Annotated in this window: 20 protein-coding genes; all 20 read right to left on the bottom strand. The window is 54.4% G+C overall.

All coding sequences use genetic code 11. From position 1 onward, the window contains the following. Positions 1 to 233: 233 nt before the first annotated feature. The 20 genes from SH678x_RS00610 to rpsH all read right to left on the bottom strand — a co-directional run bounded on the left by SH678x_RS00610 (position 234) and on the right by rpsH (position 16,389). Complete coding sequence (locus tag SH678x_RS00610; RefSeq protein ID WP_496920941.1) at positions 234 to 629, bottom strand: glycosyl-4,4'-diaponeurosporenoate acyltransferase CrtO family protein; 396 nt, start codon at positions 627 to 629, stop codon at positions 234 to 236. 451 nt (positions 630 to 1,080) lie between these two features. Next, on the bottom strand, positions 1,081 to 2,424 hold the full coding sequence (locus SH678x_RS00605; RefSeq protein WP_496920940.1) for an HNH endonuclease: 1,344 nt from the start codon (positions 2,422 to 2,424) through the stop codon (positions 1,081 to 1,083). Positions 2,425 to 3,626: 1,202 nt separating this feature from the next. Beyond that, a complete protein-coding gene (locus SH678x_RS00600; protein WP_496920939.1) occupies positions 3,627 to 4,451 on the bottom strand; it encodes a DUF3891 family protein in 825 nt (274 codons plus the stop codon). A gap of 78 nt (positions 4,452 to 4,529) precedes the next feature. Further along, positions 4,530 to 5,573, bottom strand: a complete 1,044-nt coding sequence (gene fba / locus SH678x_RS00595; RefSeq protein WP_496920938.1) for a class II fructose-bisphosphate aldolase — start codon at positions 5,571 to 5,573, stop codon at positions 4,530 to 4,532. 123 nt (positions 5,574 to 5,696) lie between these two features. Beyond that, positions 5,697 to 6,593, bottom strand: coding sequence for a hypothetical protein (locus tag SH678x_RS00590; protein ID WP_496920937.1), 897 nt, complete (start codon positions 6,591 to 6,593; stop codon positions 5,697 to 5,699). A 121-nt stretch (positions 6,594 to 6,714) separates the two neighbouring features. After that, the gene (locus tag SH678x_RS00585; RefSeq protein ID WP_496920936.1) at positions 6,715 to 7,296 is read right to left on the bottom strand and encodes a putative metallopeptidase; all 582 of its coding nucleotides are present in this window, start codon (positions 7,294 to 7,296) and stop codon (positions 6,715 to 6,717) included. Between the two features lie 35 nt (positions 7,297 to 7,331). After that, on the bottom strand, positions 7,332 to 7,961 hold the full coding sequence (locus SH678x_RS00580) for a bL17 family ribosomal protein (RefSeq protein WP_496920935.1): 630 nt from the start codon (positions 7,959 to 7,961) through the stop codon (positions 7,332 to 7,334). Positions 7,962 to 8,023: 62 nt separating this feature from the next. Then, complete coding sequence (locus tag SH678x_RS00575) at positions 8,024 to 9,019, bottom strand: DNA-directed RNA polymerase subunit alpha (RefSeq protein WP_496920934.1); 996 nt, start codon at positions 9,017 to 9,019, stop codon at positions 8,024 to 8,026. Positions 9,020 to 9,095: 76 nt separating this feature from the next. Beyond that, positions 9,096 to 9,722: a 30S ribosomal protein S4 gene (gene rpsD / locus SH678x_RS00570; RefSeq protein ID WP_496920933.1), complete on the bottom strand. Its 627-nt coding sequence runs from the start codon at positions 9,720 to 9,722 to the stop codon at positions 9,096 to 9,098. A 47-nt stretch (positions 9,723 to 9,769) separates the two neighbouring features. Continuing rightward, the gene (gene rpsK / locus SH678x_RS00565; RefSeq protein WP_496920932.1) at positions 9,770 to 10,168 is read right to left on the bottom strand and encodes a 30S ribosomal protein S11; all 399 of its coding nucleotides are present in this window, start codon (positions 10,166 to 10,168) and stop codon (positions 9,770 to 9,772) included. A gap of 63 nt (positions 10,169 to 10,231) precedes the next feature. Then, on the bottom strand, positions 10,232 to 10,615 hold the full coding sequence (gene rpsM, locus SH678x_RS00560; RefSeq protein ID WP_496920931.1) for a 30S ribosomal protein S13: 384 nt from the start codon (positions 10,613 to 10,615) through the stop codon (positions 10,232 to 10,234). A 109-nt stretch (positions 10,616 to 10,724) separates the two neighbouring features. Further along, positions 10,725 to 10,838 carry a 50S ribosomal protein L36 gene (gene rpmJ, locus SH678x_RS00555; RefSeq protein ID WP_496920930.1) on the bottom strand — a complete coding sequence of 38 codons (114 nt, stop codon included), beginning with the start codon at positions 10,836 to 10,838 and terminating at the stop codon, positions 10,725 to 10,727. 155 nt (positions 10,839 to 10,993) lie between these two features. Beyond that, positions 10,994 to 11,806, bottom strand: coding sequence for a type I methionyl aminopeptidase (gene map / locus SH678x_RS00550; protein WP_496920929.1), 813 nt, complete (start codon positions 11,804 to 11,806; stop codon positions 10,994 to 10,996). A 52-nt stretch (positions 11,807 to 11,858) separates the two neighbouring features. After that, positions 11,859 to 12,440, bottom strand: a complete 582-nt coding sequence (locus tag SH678x_RS00545; protein ID WP_496920928.1) for an adenylate kinase — start codon at positions 12,438 to 12,440, stop codon at positions 11,859 to 11,861. Between the two features lie 67 nt (positions 12,441 to 12,507). Then, entirely contained in the window at positions 12,508 to 13,884 is a 1,377-nt protein-coding gene (gene secY / locus SH678x_RS00540; RefSeq protein ID WP_496920927.1) for a preprotein translocase subunit SecY, read from the bottom strand. A 51-nt stretch (positions 13,885 to 13,935) separates the two neighbouring features. Then, positions 13,936 to 14,436, bottom strand: coding sequence for a 50S ribosomal protein L15 (gene rplO, locus SH678x_RS00535; protein ID WP_496920926.1), 501 nt, complete (start codon positions 14,434 to 14,436; stop codon positions 13,936 to 13,938). After that, positions 14,436 to 14,888, bottom strand: coding sequence for a 30S ribosomal protein S5 (gene rpsE, locus SH678x_RS00530; protein ID WP_496923099.1), 453 nt, complete (start codon positions 14,886 to 14,888; stop codon positions 14,436 to 14,438). The genes rplO and rpsE overlap by 1 nt, the downstream gene beginning before the upstream one ends. Before the next feature lie 126 nt (positions 14,889 to 15,014). After that, positions 15,015 to 15,383 (bottom strand): 50S ribosomal protein L18, encoded by a 369-nt coding sequence (gene rplR / locus SH678x_RS00525; protein WP_496920925.1) that lies wholly within the window; start codon positions 15,381 to 15,383, stop codon positions 15,015 to 15,017. Between the two features lie 28 nt (positions 15,384 to 15,411). After that, positions 15,412 to 15,954 (bottom strand): 50S ribosomal protein L6, encoded by a 543-nt coding sequence (gene rplF / locus SH678x_RS00520; RefSeq protein ID WP_496920924.1) that lies wholly within the window; start codon positions 15,952 to 15,954, stop codon positions 15,412 to 15,414. A 33-nt stretch (positions 15,955 to 15,987) separates the two neighbouring features. Then, positions 15,988 to 16,389 carry a 30S ribosomal protein S8 gene (gene rpsH, locus SH678x_RS00515; protein ID WP_496920923.1) on the bottom strand — a complete coding sequence of 134 codons (402 nt, stop codon included), beginning with the start codon at positions 16,387 to 16,389 and terminating at the stop codon, positions 15,988 to 15,990. Positions 16,390 to 16,449: the final 60 nt, after the last annotated feature.

The following is a 16,449-nucleotide window of genomic DNA, read 5'->3' as shown; positions in this document are numbered from 1 at the left end:
ATTCGCGTTGAGCGCGTACCAAATCGTTTCCAAGACTGCATCGGTATCTTGTAGCGCTAAGTAATTCCAAGAACGCATGACAAGCCCTCCTGGGGAAGATAACGATCAAACACAGCGACCGCCGCCGGAAACGCCCGGTCGGCTGCAACAGTCGCGGCCAAATTACCTGAACCGTCCACCTGCCCGGCGGTGCGCTGCAGCGCCATGGTTAGGCGACGTTGTGACTAGGCCTTTCATAGCCTTGCCTCTCCCAATAACCTCACTATTCGAAAGCGATTGTATCGCTGCAAAAAAATGGGATAGACATTTACATACAGGTTGATGGCGAAGATCATAAGAAACTGTTCTACGGACAATCGTGGAAATCTAAATACCAAAATGCAACCGATAAGAAGCAAGGCCAGCACATGAATTGTTTCGTTCCTCCTTGTTTCCCACTCGAGCCGCTTCAGTTCTGCCTTTAGGACCCCTCGACCTCCCTGAATCGCCCTCGTTCCGCGCAGACGGAAGAGCAACAACTCAGTAGGCAGGAGATATCTTTTGAAGAATCTCACACCCAAGAACTCGTATATGGATCGTCCGCGCCATTGTTCGAGCTTCCTTGGTTCGAAGTATTTTTGGCATGACATTTTTAGGGAGTGTGCCGCCGTCTAACAAGAATTCTAAGGGGTAGCGCCGCATAGTGCTCGAAAAACGGACTTATACGGCGCTCGGCCGTATATTACGCCTCCGCCGTGGACCCTTCGATTCACGGTTCTGTCCCGGCAACAGTTTAGCGGCGACTAGCACCCTCAGCAATCAATTCAAAAAGCAGTTCTGCCCCAGCAGGGGGCGTTTTCACAAAAATGCATCGGCGGGGCGGCTCATCTGCCGGCGGACGCATCAGCCGCTACACCTTGCCGACCGTACCAATTCGCAATGGTCTTTCGCTCCGACCGCACTTCCGGCAGTGGCGAGGCGCGGTCACTCCGACTACGCCGGGCAGCGCGTTCAGACCTACGTTTGAGACCAAGGACGAACCGACATTAACTGTGAGGTAGCGAGCTTCTTGGCGAGAGAGGGAGTTCGTTAAACGTCAACTCAAATTGTGTCCGACTTCTTGAGATTGCACCGCCGACACAAGAGCTGCACGTTCGCGTCGGAATTGCTACCACCCTTGGCCACAGGCACGATGTGATCGAATTCCAAATAGTCACTCGCACCGCATTCAGCACAACGACCGCTATATCGCTGCCAAACTCGTTGCCGCACCTCTCGTGGAATGTGTCGTGAACGACGATTTTCATCCTGATTCACCAGCGTTTGATTTGCCATACGCAACGCCCCCTCGAAAATCGCTGCCGGGACCCGGCCCCCTTCAAGGCAAACAAACTGTTGAATTGGCGCATTCTTAAGCTGAACGGAAATTACTCCACGTGAAATATCGTGACTGATAATTTTTGCATAACCATAAGTTTCAGATTTTGTAGGAGAATTGAATAGTATGCGAGAATCAGTGACTGTCAGGAAACCATCATGTGTATCTGTCTTGGGACCGCTTTTTAGTAAACGCAAACATCTCCATAAAGCTTGTCCATGATAATGCACCAATTCTCCAGCTTTAATGTTGACCCCGGTTGGCGCATTGCGCGTCGGCAACTTCCCAGTTCTAATGTTGGTAAGTAACCGTAATTGTTGCAACTCCGTCAAAATATAGGCTTCCACATCAGAGGGAAGATCAAAAAGTTTGACAAGCTGCCTGAGCGAATCCTCTTCTTCAGCCGTCAAAACGTCATCTTCTTTGGCATCAGCTAGAGCATGTTCAACATATCGCACTGCCTGAGATTGAATTGCTTTGAGGACAACTTCTCGTGTCAAGCCAAGCTTTGTGGCCGACATGACCATCTTATCTAAAGCATCATGCACAGGCTGATTGTCTGCCACCGAAGCTGCAAAGATCCCACGTAAAAACTGCTCGCCTTCGGTGCGGAAAAATTCCTGCACGAACTGATTGAGCGGCATCCCTCCTGCTTTGGCAACTTCTTCGAGATAATCAGCCTCCTCATTCGAGATTTCTCCATCGTCCATGAACCTTGCTAACGCTTTTGCAAACCGTGGCCGGGCGTTTTCCAAATTCACTGCTCGCAAAGTCGAATCAGGAATCTCAAGGCAATTGGCCACCCAGGCTAAAATATCTCGTTCCGATTTTTGTACACGACCATCAGCCCAAGCCTTCGTTAGCAACTTTTGATAGACGTTGATTTTTGCCTGACTCAAGTGCTTCTCTTTACAAGGACGGTCTCCCAGCACCTCAGACAGCACAAAGGCTCGCTTTCGCTGGTTGATTCCTTGGTCGAGCAAGTGAGTCAACTCTTTAACTTCAATGTCATTTTCCGGATCAACAACGTTATCAAAACAGTTTTTTACCCACTTCAGAAAAGCCATTAAATTGCCCTTGAATAACAGGTCCTGGCGACTTTACTTGTTTGATAAGCACGCACCTGTGCGTTGGCATCATAATTTATTCTTCAATTGCTAGCCAAGTACTCAAATCAAAAAGCTACATAGCACTGACACTTCGTCCTGAAGATGCGCCGAATTCGTAAAGACAACGCAGAATCCGCTGCGGCGGATCAGTGCCACTTGCAACAAGACGTGATGGGCGTCGATCACCGTTTGTGCTGCGCACACGGGAATGACGGAAAACCCGGCCTCTCAGAGGCCAGCCACAGGAGAGAAGAAACCCTCACCCTAGCCCTCTCCCTGAGCCGCGTTATTTGATGACAAGGGGGCGAGGGAACAAAGGACAGAGGCGAGGCACAAAGGAAGCTCAGCGGCTGGAAGCCACCGTTACGAAGAAGACGTCAGCCACGGGAGAGAAGAAACCCTCCCCTAGCCCCTCCCGGAGGGAGGGAGATTATGATCAAGCCCTCCCACTGAGTACAGCGGGAGGGGGATAAGAACCCCACGCTAGCGCGTTTGGGCTCATAAATTCTTACTCCCCCTCCTCCGACATCTCTTCCTTATTCGTGCTATTCGTTTGATTCGTGGTTGCCTTCCCTCCATGACCTCTGTGGTTCAAAAATCTTCCACTCCGGCGAAAAATCCCCCGCGTCCTCCGCGCCTCTGCGTGAAAATCTCCTCCCCGATTTTTGTCGAATTTGGCCGCGCAATCTGCTATGTTCACTCTTGTTCCAAGCGAAGAATCCTAAGAAAAACCCTAGGAGTCGCGGGTACGTTATCCGGCGCGTTTGATTTGTCAAACGAATCTCGGCTGGCACTTGCTGCAAGCTGGGAAACGGTCTCGAGAGGCGCCGTCAGGTAACGAAACGTCAGCGACGGTTCAAACCCCGGGTGATCTCGCGGATTTGTGCGCGAAGAACACGTTCTTTGAAACGTGGGCGCCCACGCTCTAGAAACATGCAGCAGGTCATGTTGAATCAGAAACCCTTCGAGCCGACGACGACTTTGTCGTTTGGCCGTTTCTTGCTGCGCGCTCGGTGCGAGTCGCGAAAATCACCGGGCCACAACTTCCAGTGCAGACGCCCCCAGCACCAAATTCGGACTCAAATTAAAAAAACGCGCGTTTGCTTGGACGAAACCACTATAGGTAGTAGGCAAACTGAAGCGACCACAACATATAGTGGTCAAACTGTCCGCGAAGTCAGCGTCCACTCCGCCACGAACGGGGCACGGCTGGCGCGGAGTTCTCGCGGACTTGTGTAGCGACGCACCGGCACCAAGTCGGCCTCCGCATGGATGAGAAATTCCGTTTCACGAAACGGCCAAGGATCGAAAACAATCCGGCAAGGGCCACCGGGCGGTTGCTCGCTCGCCGGGCGGATCTCGTGGATGAGCGTCCAATTTTCCGCGAAGGAAAACGGCTGCGGATAACGGCGTGTTTGTTCCCCTGGAACCGGATACTGCGAACAGGGCCACAAGCTCAGGACGTCGAACAGTTGCAGCCACTTGAGCGCTTCGCCAGCGAGTTCGGCCGTGTGCAGCGCTTCGTCGCGGGCATGCCAACGGGCGAACCACTCGCTTCGCTGGACCGCCAAGCGGTGCAGCCAATCGCGGGCGATCGGTTCATTGGCATGCTGACCGACCGTACAAAGTAGCGCACTGAAATGACCCGCCACAACCCAAGCCGCCAGATCGCCGAGGGACTTTGCCACTTGAATCGACCGATCCCAAATCGAAAATGCTTCCTCGGTGGGAAGTTCCAAAAACGATAACGGCCAGCCATGCTCAGCATCGAGCCGCGGATCGTGTTCCCATTCAAGCCAACCGTCGTCGTGATGCGTGATCGCGTCGAGGAGTTCCCGTCGTACGGAAGACGACTCCGCGCTGGACGGACCAAACCGATCGATGCAGCGGCATGCCAACTCGCCGCTCAGCCGGGCGTGTTCTACTTGCGAAATCAGCAGCCACTGGGGTTGGCCATCGGCAAATCGAAGCTCCCGGCGAATCATGGCTGGCTCCTGAACATAAAAAATGCCGGGGGTGGTTACGCCCCCGGCATTATGATTACGCTGATCGACGTCTATCGACTACACCGCGGCGTAGTAGCTGGCGAACTTACCGATCGAAACTGGTTTGATCTTCGAAGCTTGGCCAGCCTGACCAAACGCGACCATGCGGTCGATGCAGACCTTTTTCATCGCGTCGCGGGCAGGCTTGAGATAGTCGCGAGGATCGAATTTCTCGGGGGTTTCCATGAACACCTTGCGAATCGCACCGGTGATGGCCAACCGATTGTCGGTATCGACGTTGATCTTGCGCACGCCGTGCTTGATGCCACGTTGGATTTCCTCGACCGGCACGCCCCAGGTTTGCTTGAGCTGGCCGCCGAACTTGTTGATGATGTCCTGCAAGTCTTGCGGCACGCTGCTCGAACCGTGCATCACCAAGTGGCAATTCGGCAAGCGGCGGTGAATCTCTTCGATGCGGTCCATGGCCAGCACTTCGCCGGTTGGCTTGGCGGTGAATTTGTAAGCTCCGTGGCTCGTGCCAATCGCAACCGCCAAGGCGTCGACGCCGGTTTCCGAGACAAAGCGTTCGGCCTCGTCGGGATCGGTCAGCAATTGATCGTGCGACAACGCGCCGGTAGCTCCGTGGCCATCTTCCTGCTCGCCTTCGCCGGAAACCAACGAACCCAGGCAGCCGAGTTCGCCTTCGACCGACACGCCCTGAGCATGAGCCGATTTTACGACGTCCTTGGTGACCTTCACGTTGTAGTCGTAGCTCGCGGGGGTTTTGCCGTCGGCTTCGAGCGAACCGTCCATCATCACGCTGGTAAAGCCATTCTCGATCGCGCTCTTGCAGGTTTCGGGACTATTGCCGTGGTCCTGGTGCATGACGATAGGAATCTCGGGATACAACTCAGCAGCGGCAAGCATGAGGTGACGCAGGTAATTGTCCTGCGAGTAAGAGCGGGCGCCACGGCTCGCTTGCACGATCACGGGAGAGTTCGTCTCCTTGGCGGCTTCCATAATCGCTTGGATTTGCTCCATGTTGTTCACATTGAACGCGGCCAAGCCGTAGTCATTTTCGGCGGCGTGATCCAACAACAATCGCATGGGTACCAGTGGCATAGGAAACTCCTTGGTCTAAAACTCACTTACGTGTCTGGCTGGTCTATAAACGAACCCGGATTATACCAAGTTCAAGACGGCTCGCGGAGGGGGCCACGCAGGGCCTGTCCTCTGCCTGCCAACTCATTTGGCGGCCGCAGAAACGTCGGCCAGAATTTCGCTGTCGGGGACTTGCAACAGGCGGATGAGCACCAATTTTTGCTCGGCTACGCCAGCCCGCTCTTCGGCGTGGAAGGCACTCCCCAAACTGGCCGGCGCGTCAGGAATTCCGGACACGATCAGCAATTCACCGGCGGCAAGTGGCACGCTCATTTTCATCTGGTCGAAGACTTTCCGTTCACGCGACGGTGTGACCACCAGAATCCCCTGGTCACTGCCAGCGTAGCGATTGCGCATCTCGCCGTGCTGAAGCTCGGGCACAAGCTCGACTTTCACACGCTGAGCCGGCAGAGTCTGGGCGCGCAGCGAATAGACCCCCTGCACTTCTTGGTAGCTCTTGCCTTGCAAGCCACTTTCGGTGTTAAGCAAGACATTAAGCAAGGGTTGGACTTCGGAAGTTTGAATCGTGGCGGGCTCACCCCGTTTGAGTTGCAAAACACGGCGGGTCACTTTGGGCGTCGCCGAATGTTCGTCGATCACGCGTTCTTTCGTTTCCTCGGGCATTTCGCTTTGCAGATTCAGCGATTTGGCCAAGGCATCGGGCAATGTCCCGGCAATTACCCCGGCGCGAAAGCCGTTGCTTACCAACCTATTACGTACATCGAGATCAAGCCGCTGCTCATCGGCCGCTTGCCAGAGCTCCTTGTTCAATTGCTTATCATCGGCTGGCACGCGAACCTGAAAGATTTCGAGCGTCACCCGATCGGACCCTGTACGCACGGCTTTGAGAATCGATTGGGGCGTACTGACAGCCGCCGTGGTGAGCACGGCACCGCATCCTGTGAACAGCGCCAGGCAACTCATCAAACCGAGCAGCACACAGTGCGTGAACCAGCGTTGATAGGGTTTCTGGCCAGACATAGCGTTACCGTGCCGAGGGGTAGTTCCCCACGCGATTGGTCGAGCAAAACAGACGAAAGAGGCGGCGACTGTACGAATCTGCCCATGATTCGTCAATTGAAACTGGCAGTGCTAGCGGACGCTACTGCCGCACAAGCCGCGGTGCCCGCCAACGTTGGCCACGAATCGAACCATATTCGGCAACGAGTTCCGAAAATGATAGCGATAAGAACTCGTACAAATGGCTTGGCGGATCGAGGGCTAACCAGGATTGCGCCAGACGCTTCATCTGGACATCATAGCTTTCCCGGGAAGGGCCATGAGCGTAACAACGCCCCGCATGACGGCGGAGATCTCCATTAAACTCCGGCGCGATGTGCCACAGTTCGTGAAAGACCGTGATAAGCTTTTCTTCCAGCGACGTGTTTTGAAATCGCGGCAAGTAGAAGCTCAGGAGATACAGATAATCCCGGCCGAGCTCGTCTTTTAAGGGTTCAACCGTCCAGCTCACACCGCGGACGACCTTTTGCTCGGCACCGTGAGCAAATCGGAGCGGAGTCAGCGATGCATACATGCCGTGGGAAACGTCGCGGCGCGTTTGGCTGATATTGAACGCGACGCGACTTACATCGACATAACTGAACTCAGGCGATCGCGCGGCAATATCCGCGCAGAGCCGACGCATGGAATGCGTGAAATCGAAAGCGTGACGCGGGCTCTCCATAGCCGCTCCACAATCGAACAGGAGGAAATCTCAAATCACTCCGCGGCGGGAGCTACGCTTGTCTCAGCAGCTGGTTCGGACTTTGCGGCAGTTGCGGGCTCGGCATCTTCGAACGCTGGCTTCTGGCTGCGTTGGACTACGCGGTCACGAACGCCGACAAATTCCAGAATCGCCTGCACGCCGGCATCGCCAAGACGTGGTTGGGCCAAACGCACGATGCGTGTATAACCACCGGGACGCTCTGCAAACCGAGGAGCAATTTCAGCAAACAAGATGCTGACCGCTTGCTTATCACCGAGAAGCTGAATACAACGACGGCGAGCAGCCACGGCCGGTGCCACCGCTTGGGCCCACGCGGTCCATTGATCGCTTTCACGCCACTTCTTCCATTCCTGGCTGCCACGTTCGGCCGACGTGCCATGTTCACGGGCAGCTTCCTGAGCCGACAGCGAACGGCGGGCAATCGTAACGCACTTCTCGACCAAGGGGCGAACTTCCTTTGCCTTGGCGATTGTCGTGATGATACGACCCTTCACCTTGGGCTTGTTTTCATCGAATTCGGCATCGCGCTCGGTAAGGATCAGCGCGCTGGCCAAGTTACGCAGCAAGGCTCGTTGGTGTTTCGGATTGCGGCCGAGCTTGCGGCCTTTATTGCGATGTCTCATGTTCAGTCGCCAATCAGGAAAATGCTAACACGGGTAGGTGTTAGTGGTTAATTTCAGTTTTTTTAGTGAGCCGCTGCGGAAGTTGGAATACGCATACCCAAATGCAAGTTCAAGTCACGCAGCTTTTGACGAACTTCAGCCAACGTGGTTTCGCCAAAGTTTCGCACTTCGAGCAGTTGGTCTTCGGTCTTCGATACGAGATCACGCACGAACATAATGTGCTCGGCTTCCAAACAGTTGCTAGCTCGCACCGAAAGATTCAATTCGGAAATACTCATGTTGAGCTTGGATTCCAAAGCAGAGTCCATCGTCAGCGGGATGCCACTGCGTGAAGGAGCATGAACTTGTGGGCCCAACTCGGTGTATTGCACAAACGGAGTAAGATGCTTACGCAGAATCTTGGCAGCTTCGACCATTGCCATTTCCGGATTCACCGAGCCATCGGTTTGCACTTCGAGCACCAACTTATCGTAGTTGGTCTTTTGACCAACGCGAGTTTCTTCAATTGCGTAACGCACCCGGGTGACGGGGCTAAAAATCGCATCGATGGGAATGATACCGATTTCTTGGCTATTCGCGCTATGCTCGGTGGACGGCACATAACCTCGGCCATTCTCGACAACCATTTCGACGACGAACGGCACGTTGTCGGTCAGATTGGCGATCACCAAATCTTTATTGATAACTTCCACGGATTCATCGGTTTCGATATCGGCGGCGGTAACAACACCAGGGGTGTTCCGCTCGACACGCAAAACCTTTGTCGAGTCGCTGTAGTTCTTCACAACAAGCGACTTGATATTAAGAACGATATCGGTCACGTCTTCCAATACACCTGGAATCGTGGTGAATTCGTGCTGGGCATTGTGAACTTTGATCTGCGTGACCGCGCTGCCTTCCAAGCTCGAAAGCAACACGCGACGCAAGCCGTTACCAATGGTCGAACCAAAACCGCGCTCGAACGGCTCGGCGATGAACTTACCGTAAGTAGCAGATAAAGTTTCGGCCTCACAAATCACTTTGCTCGGCAATTCAAGCCCACGCCAACGGATATGCATCGGATACCTCCACCCTTCAAGTAGCGGATCTGTTCTTTTGATTCAAAATCGCCTGCGGCTCAAAATTCAGCCAGCATTAACGAGAACAAAGCTCGACGATCAACTGTGTTTGCACCGGCAACGAAGTGTCTTCGGCCACCGGCAGACGGCTCACGATTCCTTCGGGGATATCTCCACCGGAAACCGAAAGAAAATCTGGTACATCGCTGGTATGGTCGGCCAACACGCCGCGTACCAAATCAAGACTCTTAGCCCGATTCTTCACGCGAATGACGTCGCCCACATTCACCATGTAGCTGGAAATATCGCAGCGACGGCCATTGACGGTCACGTGACCATGATTGACCAACTGGCGAGCGGCAGCACGGCTGGCACCAAAGCCCATCCGATGCACGACGTTATCCAGGCGACGCTCAAGCAAACCCATCAGGGCATCGCCCGTGTTGCCTTTGCTGTGCTCCGCTTTTTCAAAATAGCGGCGGAACTGACGTTCCAAGACACCGTAGTAATGCTTGACCTTTTGCTTCTCGCGCAAGTGCAGGCCGTAATCGGTCAGCTTGCCACGCTTGGCTTGCTGCTGGCCCGGCGGCACGGGGCGGCGGTCGATCGCACACTTGGAGCTATCGCAGCGAACGCCCTTCAAAAATAACTTCAGGCCGTCGCGACGACACAAACGGCAAACAGGTCCGGTATATCTAGCCATAAATCAATCTTTACAAATGTTCTGTGAATAAACTTGCGATAACGCCCTTAGACACGGCGCTTCTTGCGAGGACGGCAACCGTTATGCGGCAGCGGGGTCACATCCTCAATCGATTTCACTTTTAGTCCGGCAGCCTCAAGCGCGGTGATCGCACTTTCACGACCGCTGCCCGGACCTTTGACTTTCACTTCGACGTCCTTGACGCCAAACTTCTTGGCCTTTTCCGCGGCCTGCTGAGCGGCACTCTGACCGGCAAACGGAGTGCTCTTGCGGCTTCCCTTGAAACCACTCGTGCCCGCGCTGGCCCAACACAACGTATCACCCTTCGTGTCGGTGATCGTCACGGTGGTGTTATTGAAGGTCGACTTGATGTGCGCGATCACAACGGTCACGTTGCGACGCACGGTTTTCTTCTTCACCTTGGTTGGTTTAACTTGCTTGGCCACTGTAAGCCGTACTCCAAATCTTGATTATTTGAACGGGGTATTGTTTTGACGAAAAGCTGACGACTATCGCAGGTCTTTAACGCCCTTCTTGCCGGCGACGGTCTTCTTCGGACCCTTACGCGTACGAGCGTTCGTCTTGGTGCGTTGACCACGCACGGGAAGACCACGACGGTGGCGAATACCGCGGTAACAGGCGATATCACGCAAGCGAGAAATATTCTGGCTCACCTGGCGGCGCAGCTGACCTTCAACGACGTAATCCTTGTCGAGTAGTGCCGCGAGACGAGCGACTTCGTCTTCACCCAGATCGCGAGCACGTCCGTGAGGATCGATGCCTGCCTTATTGCACAACTCGCGTGCGATCTTCGGCCCCACTCCATAGAGATAGGTCAACGAGATCACGGTCGGACGATCGGTCGGAATATCGACACCTAACAAACGCGGCATCTGTCACTCACTCCAAAAAAAATCGCAATCGTTCAGCACGATTGCCGGTTATTCATTCAAAAACGATGCGAGATTCGAAGACGGCATTTTGTAACGCCGTCCTTTCGCATTAACCCTGACGCTGCTTATGGCGAGGATTGGAACACACGACGTATACTACGCCGCGGCGGCGCACGACCTTGCACTTATCGCACATGGCTTTCACGCTGGCTCGAACTTTCATCTCTAAGCTCCCTAGCTTGCGAGCAATGGATACTCGCGAAACATATGAATATAGACCTTTTCGGCCCTAGCATTCAAGGCCTTCCCGGCGGGCAAAATCGCGATTTTTCGCGGACTTTTCGCCGAGATCGAAATTTTCTCAACCGACACGCTCCCCTAAACCGCAATTTCCCCCATCTCAGCAGGCGTAGGGGCAATCGTTAGCAGCGTCGGGCCATCGGCCGTGATGGCAATCGTATGCTCGAAATGCGCGCTGAATTTGCCATCGGCAGTCACTTGCGTCCAGTCATCTGAGAGCATCTTGACCCGCTTAGTGCCCATATTCACCATCGGCTCGACGGCGATCACTAGGCCCGGCTCGATCCGAAAATCGGCACTGCCACGCAAACTCCGGCTGGCGTAGTTCGGTACCTGCGGATCCTCGTGCATTTCCCGGCCAATTCCGTGACCCACGAAATTCTCAACCGAGGAAAAGCCATTGTCCGACACGAACTGGGCCATCTGCTCGGCAATCTGGCTCCAATAATTCTTGACGTTCAGGAGTTCAATCGCCAGCTCAAGGGTTTGCTCGGTAACGTCTAGCAGCTTTTGCACCTCGGGGCTCACCCGACCCACTTTGTAGGTGTAGGCCGCGTCACCGCACCAGCCATTCAACCGACACCCCGTGTCGACGCTGACAATATCACCCTCTTCGAGCGGTTTGTTACTGGGGATTCCATGCACCACCGCCTCGTTGATCGACATGCACGTGACGGCTGGAAAAGGCCGCTTTTTCTTGGCCGAATTCGGATAGTTTTTAAAGAGCGGCACCGCGCCCAAACTATCGAAATGCTGCTCAACCGCACGGTCGATCTCGGCGGTGGTCGCGCCGGGTCGGATCATCTCACCCACGATCTGATGCGCCCGCCAGACGGCTAATCCCGCCTGACGCATCAGTCCTATTTCGCGTGGTGATTTTAACTGAATCATCTGTGGTGGATGGCAAACTTTTCAGACGAGCCCTTCGCTACGCTTGGAAAATTCACGCTCTCTTTCTACTTGCCGCTGTTCCGGCCGCTTCAACCGCCGCCATAATTCTATCGAACACTTCGTCTGTTTTCCCAACGCCATCAATTTTATGCAGGATGCCCCGCTCGCGATAATATTCCAGCAACGGGCGGGTGAGCTCGTCGAACTGCTTGAGCCGCTCTGCCACGATCGCACGATGGTCATCCTCGCGGCCGCGGCCAGCCAGCCGACGGAGCAATTCATCCAGCGGCACGAAGATCTGGATAACCACGCCAAGCGGCTCTTGATGCTCGCCCAGCCATTCATCCAAGGCGACCGCCTGGGGGACCGTCCGCGGGAAGCCATCGATGATGCTGCCGTTTTCGCAGTCTGGTTCACTGAGCCGCTCGAAAACAATGCGTTCGACCAACTCGTCGGGAACAAGATGGCCTTGAACCATATATTCGTCGGCTCGCAAACCGACTTCGGTTTTCTGAGCCACAACCGCACGCAGCATGTCGCCGGTGGAGAGTTTGGGGATTTGAAGTTGTTCCGCTAAGCGCAGCGACTGCGTACCTTTGCCCGCGCCCGGAGGCCCCATGAAAACGATCCGCATGACAACCTTGTTCCCTACCCCGCTCGCCTGCCCAAGGGTTGTAGTAGATCAGTCTCGCCGGCACTCCCTATGATTTTTCCAGCAAGCCCGAGTAGTTTCTCATCACCAAATGACTGTCGATCTTTTGCACCAAATCAAAGGCAACGCTCACAGCAATCAACAGACCTGTTCCACCATAGAAACTGGCTACCCCATAAGGTACACCCATCCAGTTCGAAATCACCGTGGGAATAACCGCAACCAAAGCTAAAAATCCAGCGCCCACGTAGGTGATGCGGTACATGACTTTTTCGAGGTAGTCGGCGGTACGTTTACCCGGTCGATATCCTGGGATGAATGACCCGTAGTTTTTCAGATTTTCCGAAACATCTTTCGGATTGAAGGTGATCGCGGTCCAGAAATAGCAGAAGAAGTAAATCAAGCCAACGTACAGCAGCACATAGGCAAAGGAATCTCGAGAGAACGCATCCGCAGCCCAGGAGAAGAAATTGTCCCAAAAACTACCGTTCTTCCAGGCAATGTTATTGAGTTGAGTGAAAATCAACGCGGGGAGCATCAACAAGCTGCTGGCGAAAATAATCGGCATCACGCCCGACTGATTCACCTTGAGTGGCAAATACTGGCGAGTGCCGCCATAGACCCGGCGACCACGCACATGTTTCGCACTTTGCATGGGAATCCGGCGCTGGCCAAGCGTGATGTAGACCACACCCACCACCACGGCAACAAACATTGCCGCTAGCATTAAGAGTTGTTCCACTCCCAACTTGCCGCCGGGGCCGCCACCCAATTCAAAAGACGATAACCGCAATAACTCGATACCAGCATTCGGCATGGCGGCCAAGATGCCCGCCATGATCAATAAGCTGATACCGTTGCCGATGCCGAACTCGTCGATCTGCTCGCCGATCCACATCAGAAACACGGTACCCGCGGTCATGGTCAAGACGGCTACGACTTTCCAACTGAAAGCCAATGACTCCGTGTCGGGATCCAAAAACGCGACATCGACCAACCCTTGCGGAACAATATACGCGTTGACGTAGACCCAGCTTTGAATGATGCAGATAAGCACCGTTGCATAGCGTGTATATTCATTGATCTTCTTTCGCCCCGCCTCGCCTTCTTTTTGCAAGGCTTCCAGCGGAGGATAAACGCTACCCAAGAGTTGGAAGATGATCGACGCCGAAATGTACGGCATGATGCCCAGGCCAAAGATTGTGACTTGGGTTAACTGGCTCGCGCTGAACACGGCCACTTGTTGCAGAACGTCGGTCATGCCACCGGTTTGGCCACTTGTGGCCGCGGCTTGCACTTTTTGAGGATCGACGATCGGAAGCGGGATCTGAAAGCCGAGTCGGTAGATCGCCAACAAACCAAGCGTGAGCAGAATTTTCTGTCGCAGCTCAGGGATTTGCCAAACGACCCGAATTTTTTCCCACATGGCTCGATCCTATGGAAATGGAACTGCAGAATGATTTCTCAAGCTGCAATTCTAGCCCTTCTTGGCTTGCCTTTTAGCACGCTGTTTCACTGCAACGGGAGTTTTACCGGGCAGTACAACCATCTCGCATCCTGCTTTTTCGATCTTTTCGACCGCTGACTTGCTGAATTGATGAGCGTTGATCTTAAGCTTCTTGGTGAGCTCGCCGTTGCCCAAAATCTTAAGCTCGTCGAAACGACCTTTGGCCAAATTCTTTGCCGCCAGCGCTTCAAGAGTTACTTCTTCACCGGCATTGAATGCCTTGTCGAGTTGGCCAACGTTCACAACGACCACTTCCGAAGCAAATTGGTTATGGAAACCTCGCTTGGGAATCCGCCGCACGAGCGGAGTCATGCCGCCGACGAAGATCGACAACTTCGACACGCCGCTACGCGAACCTTGACCGTTATAACCACGGCCAGATGTCTTGCCGTGGCCCGATCCAGGACCACGACCAAGACGCTTGCGCTTCTTGTTCTTTTGAATGCCGCGATGGACGTCGTTAAGAATCATTACAGGGTCACTCCGCGTAGACGTTCAATTTCATACTTGGGCCGCAATTGTTCGAGTGCGGCCATGGTGGCTTTGACCAACGTCACGGGATTGGTCGAGCCATAGCATTTGGTGAGGATGTCGTGAATACCGGCGGCTTCGCAAACGGCACGCACGGCGGCACCAGCGATAACGCCCGTACCAGGGGAAGCCGGCACAAGAATCACTTCTGCTGCGCCGTAGTGACCTTTCACGATGTGGGGAATCGTTGACTCGAAGCGGGCGACGGCCTTCATGCTCCGCATCCCTTCCTTCACAGCCTTTTCCACGCTGGGAGGAACTTCATTGGCCTTACCGTAGCCCCAACCAACCTTTCCCTTGCCATCGCCGACAACGACCATCGCGGCAAAGCTGAAGCGACGACCGCCTTTGACCACTGCGGAACACCGCTTGATCTTAACGACCTTCTCCATCAACTCGCCTTGGCGAGGGGAATCGTCTTGTTCTTTTCTCTGCTTGCCACGAGGTGGATTAGCCACGCTTGGTTATCTCCAACAATTGCACGGGAACCACGGGATAACTTCCCGCGGTGAAATCATCTAGAACTGCAAACCACCTTCACGAGCAGCATTTGCAAGTGCCGCCACGCGACCGTGATACTTGCAAGCACCACGATCGAAACAAACTTCGGTCACGCCCTTGGCGGCGGCCTTCTCGGCAATCGCCTTGCCAATCATTTCCGCGGCGGCAACATTGCCACCGTATTTAATGCTCTTGGCCAATCCCTTATCCGCAGTCGACGCACTGGCGAGCGTCACGCCCGCAATGTCGTCAATCACCTGGGCAGAGATGTTCCGCAATGTGCGCGTGACGCACAACCGCGGACGCTCGGCAGTGCCCCGAGTGCGCTTCCGCACACGAAACGCACGACGCTGCCGTTGTTTGCCGATTGCTTTATGATGGTCCATGTCTCTTCTACTCGCTTTACTTCAATGCTTACTTCGCGGTCTTACCAGCCTTACGACGGACTTGCTCGCCATCATAGCGAATGCCCTTGCCCTTGTAGGGCTCCGGCTTCCGTACGGCACGCACTTCGGCGGCAAACTGGCCGACCTTTTGCTTATCGATTCCCTTAATGACGACGTGCGTCTGATCGGGACACGTAACATCCAATCCCGCGGGAATTTTCTTTTGAATTTCGTTAGCAAATCCAACCCGGAGTTGCAACACGCCATTCTGAATTGCAGCCAAGTAACCCACGCCGTGGATTTCAAGCTTCTTTTCGTAACCCGTCGCCACGCCCACAACCATGTTCTGAATGAGCGCCCGAGTTAAGCCGTGCAAAGCACGCTCCTCGCGGGTTTCGCCAGGACTCGATACGTTGACGGTCTTACCGTCATCGACCACTTCCACTTGCACTTCAGGGCGATGCGACCAGACCAGCTTACCAAGCTTTCCTTCCACGGAGATTTCCCGCGAAGAAACGGCGACTTTCACGCCGGAGGGGACGGTCACAGGTTTTTTTCCGATTCGCGACATCTTTCAGTTCTCAGCTTTCAGTAATCCGTTCGATTACCACAACTCGCACAACACTTCGCCACCCAGATTTTTCTGGCGGGCTTCGCGGTCGCTGACCACACCCCGGCTCGTGCTGATGATGGAAATACCCAAACCATTGAGGATCGGACGCAACTCCTTGGCGCCACTGTAAACACGACGCCCTGGTTTGCTTACGCGTTTGATGTGGCGGATCACGCGCTCACCGTTCGGACCATATTTCAGGTCGATCAGCAACTGCGTGCCAGGAGTATCCTTGGCCTCCTCTTCGCGCCAGTCCCAAATGTAACCTTCACGCTTCAGCACTTCGGCTACGCCGCGCTTGACCTTGGAGTGAGGCATCTCGACGACAGGCCGTTCAATGCGGACGGCATTGCGAATGCGTGTGAGCATGTCGGCAATCGGGTCGGTCATCATAGTCTTCTAATCCCTCAACAGGGTGTCTCAAAAATATTTGCTTACGACGGAAAACTTACC

The organism is Bythopirellula superficialaquae (assembly GCF_059632245.1).
This window is presented reverse-complemented; position numbering and strand designations above follow the sequence as displayed.

What these genes read in the sequence shown, in the direction of transcription:
- SH678x_RS00610 (WP_496920941.1), bottom strand. Translation starts at nt 629, where the DNA reads ATGTCATGCCAAAAATACTTCGAACCAAGGAAGCTCGAACAATGGCGC.
- SH678x_RS00605 (WP_496920940.1), bottom strand. Translation starts at nt 2,424, where the DNA reads ATGGCTTTTCTGAAGTGGGTAAAAAACTGTTTTGATAACGTTGTTGAT.
- SH678x_RS00600 (WP_496920939.1), bottom strand. Translation starts at nt 4,451, where the DNA reads ATGATTCGCCGGGAGCTTCGATTTGCCGATGGCCAACCCCAGTGGCTG.
- fba (WP_496920938.1), bottom strand. Translation starts at nt 5,573, where the DNA reads ATGCCACTGGTACCCATGCGATTGTTGTTGGATCACGCCGCCGAAAAT.
- SH678x_RS00590 (WP_496920937.1), bottom strand. Translation starts at nt 6,593, where the DNA reads ATGTCTGGCCAGAAACCCTATCAACGCTGGTTCACGCACTGTGTGCTG.
- SH678x_RS00585 (WP_496920936.1), bottom strand. Translation starts at nt 7,296, where the DNA reads ATGGAGAGCCCGCGTCACGCTTTCGATTTCACGCATTCCATGCGTCGG.
- SH678x_RS00580 (WP_496920935.1), bottom strand. Translation starts at nt 7,961, where the DNA reads ATGAGACATCGCAATAAAGGCCGCAAGCTCGGCCGCAATCCGAAACAC.
- SH678x_RS00575 (WP_496920934.1), bottom strand. Translation starts at nt 9,019, where the DNA reads ATGCATATCCGTTGGCGTGGGCTTGAATTGCCGAGCAAAGTGATTTGT.
- rpsD (WP_496920933.1), bottom strand. Translation starts at nt 9,722, where the DNA reads ATGGCTAGATATACCGGACCTGTTTGCCGTTTGTGTCGTCGCGACGGC.
- rpsM (WP_496920931.1), bottom strand. Translation starts at nt 10,615, where the DNA reads ATGCCGCGTTTGTTAGGTGTCGATATTCCGACCGATCGTCCGACCGTG.
- rpmJ (WP_496920930.1), bottom strand. Translation starts at nt 10,838, where the DNA reads ATGAAAGTTCGAGCCAGCGTGAAAGCCATGTGCGATAAGTGCAAGGTC.
- map (WP_496920929.1), bottom strand. Translation starts at nt 11,806, where the DNA reads ATGATTCAGTTAAAATCACCACGCGAAATAGGACTGATGCGTCAGGCG.
- SH678x_RS00545 (WP_496920928.1), bottom strand. Translation starts at nt 12,440, where the DNA reads ATGCGGATCGTTTTCATGGGGCCTCCGGGCGCGGGCAAAGGTACGCAG.
- secY (WP_496920927.1), bottom strand. Translation starts at nt 13,884, where the DNA reads ATGTGGGAAAAAATTCGGGTCGTTTGGCAAATCCCTGAGCTGCGACAG.
- rplO (WP_496920926.1), bottom strand. Translation starts at nt 14,436, where the DNA reads ATGATTCTTAACGACGTCCATCGCGGCATTCAAAAGAACAAGAAGCGC.
- rpsE (WP_496923099.1), bottom strand. Translation starts at nt 14,888, where the DNA reads ATGGAGAAGGTCGTTAAGATCAAGCGGTGTTCCGCAGTGGTCAAAGGC.
- rplR (WP_496920925.1), bottom strand. Translation starts at nt 15,383, where the DNA reads ATGGACCATCATAAAGCAATCGGCAAACAACGGCAGCGTCGTGCGTTT.
- rplF (WP_496920924.1), bottom strand. Translation starts at nt 15,954, where the DNA reads ATGTCGCGAATCGGAAAAAAACCTGTGACCGTCCCCTCCGGCGTGAAA.
- rpsH (WP_496920923.1), bottom strand. Translation starts at nt 16,389, where the DNA reads ATGATGACCGACCCGATTGCCGACATGCTCACACGCATTCGCAATGCC.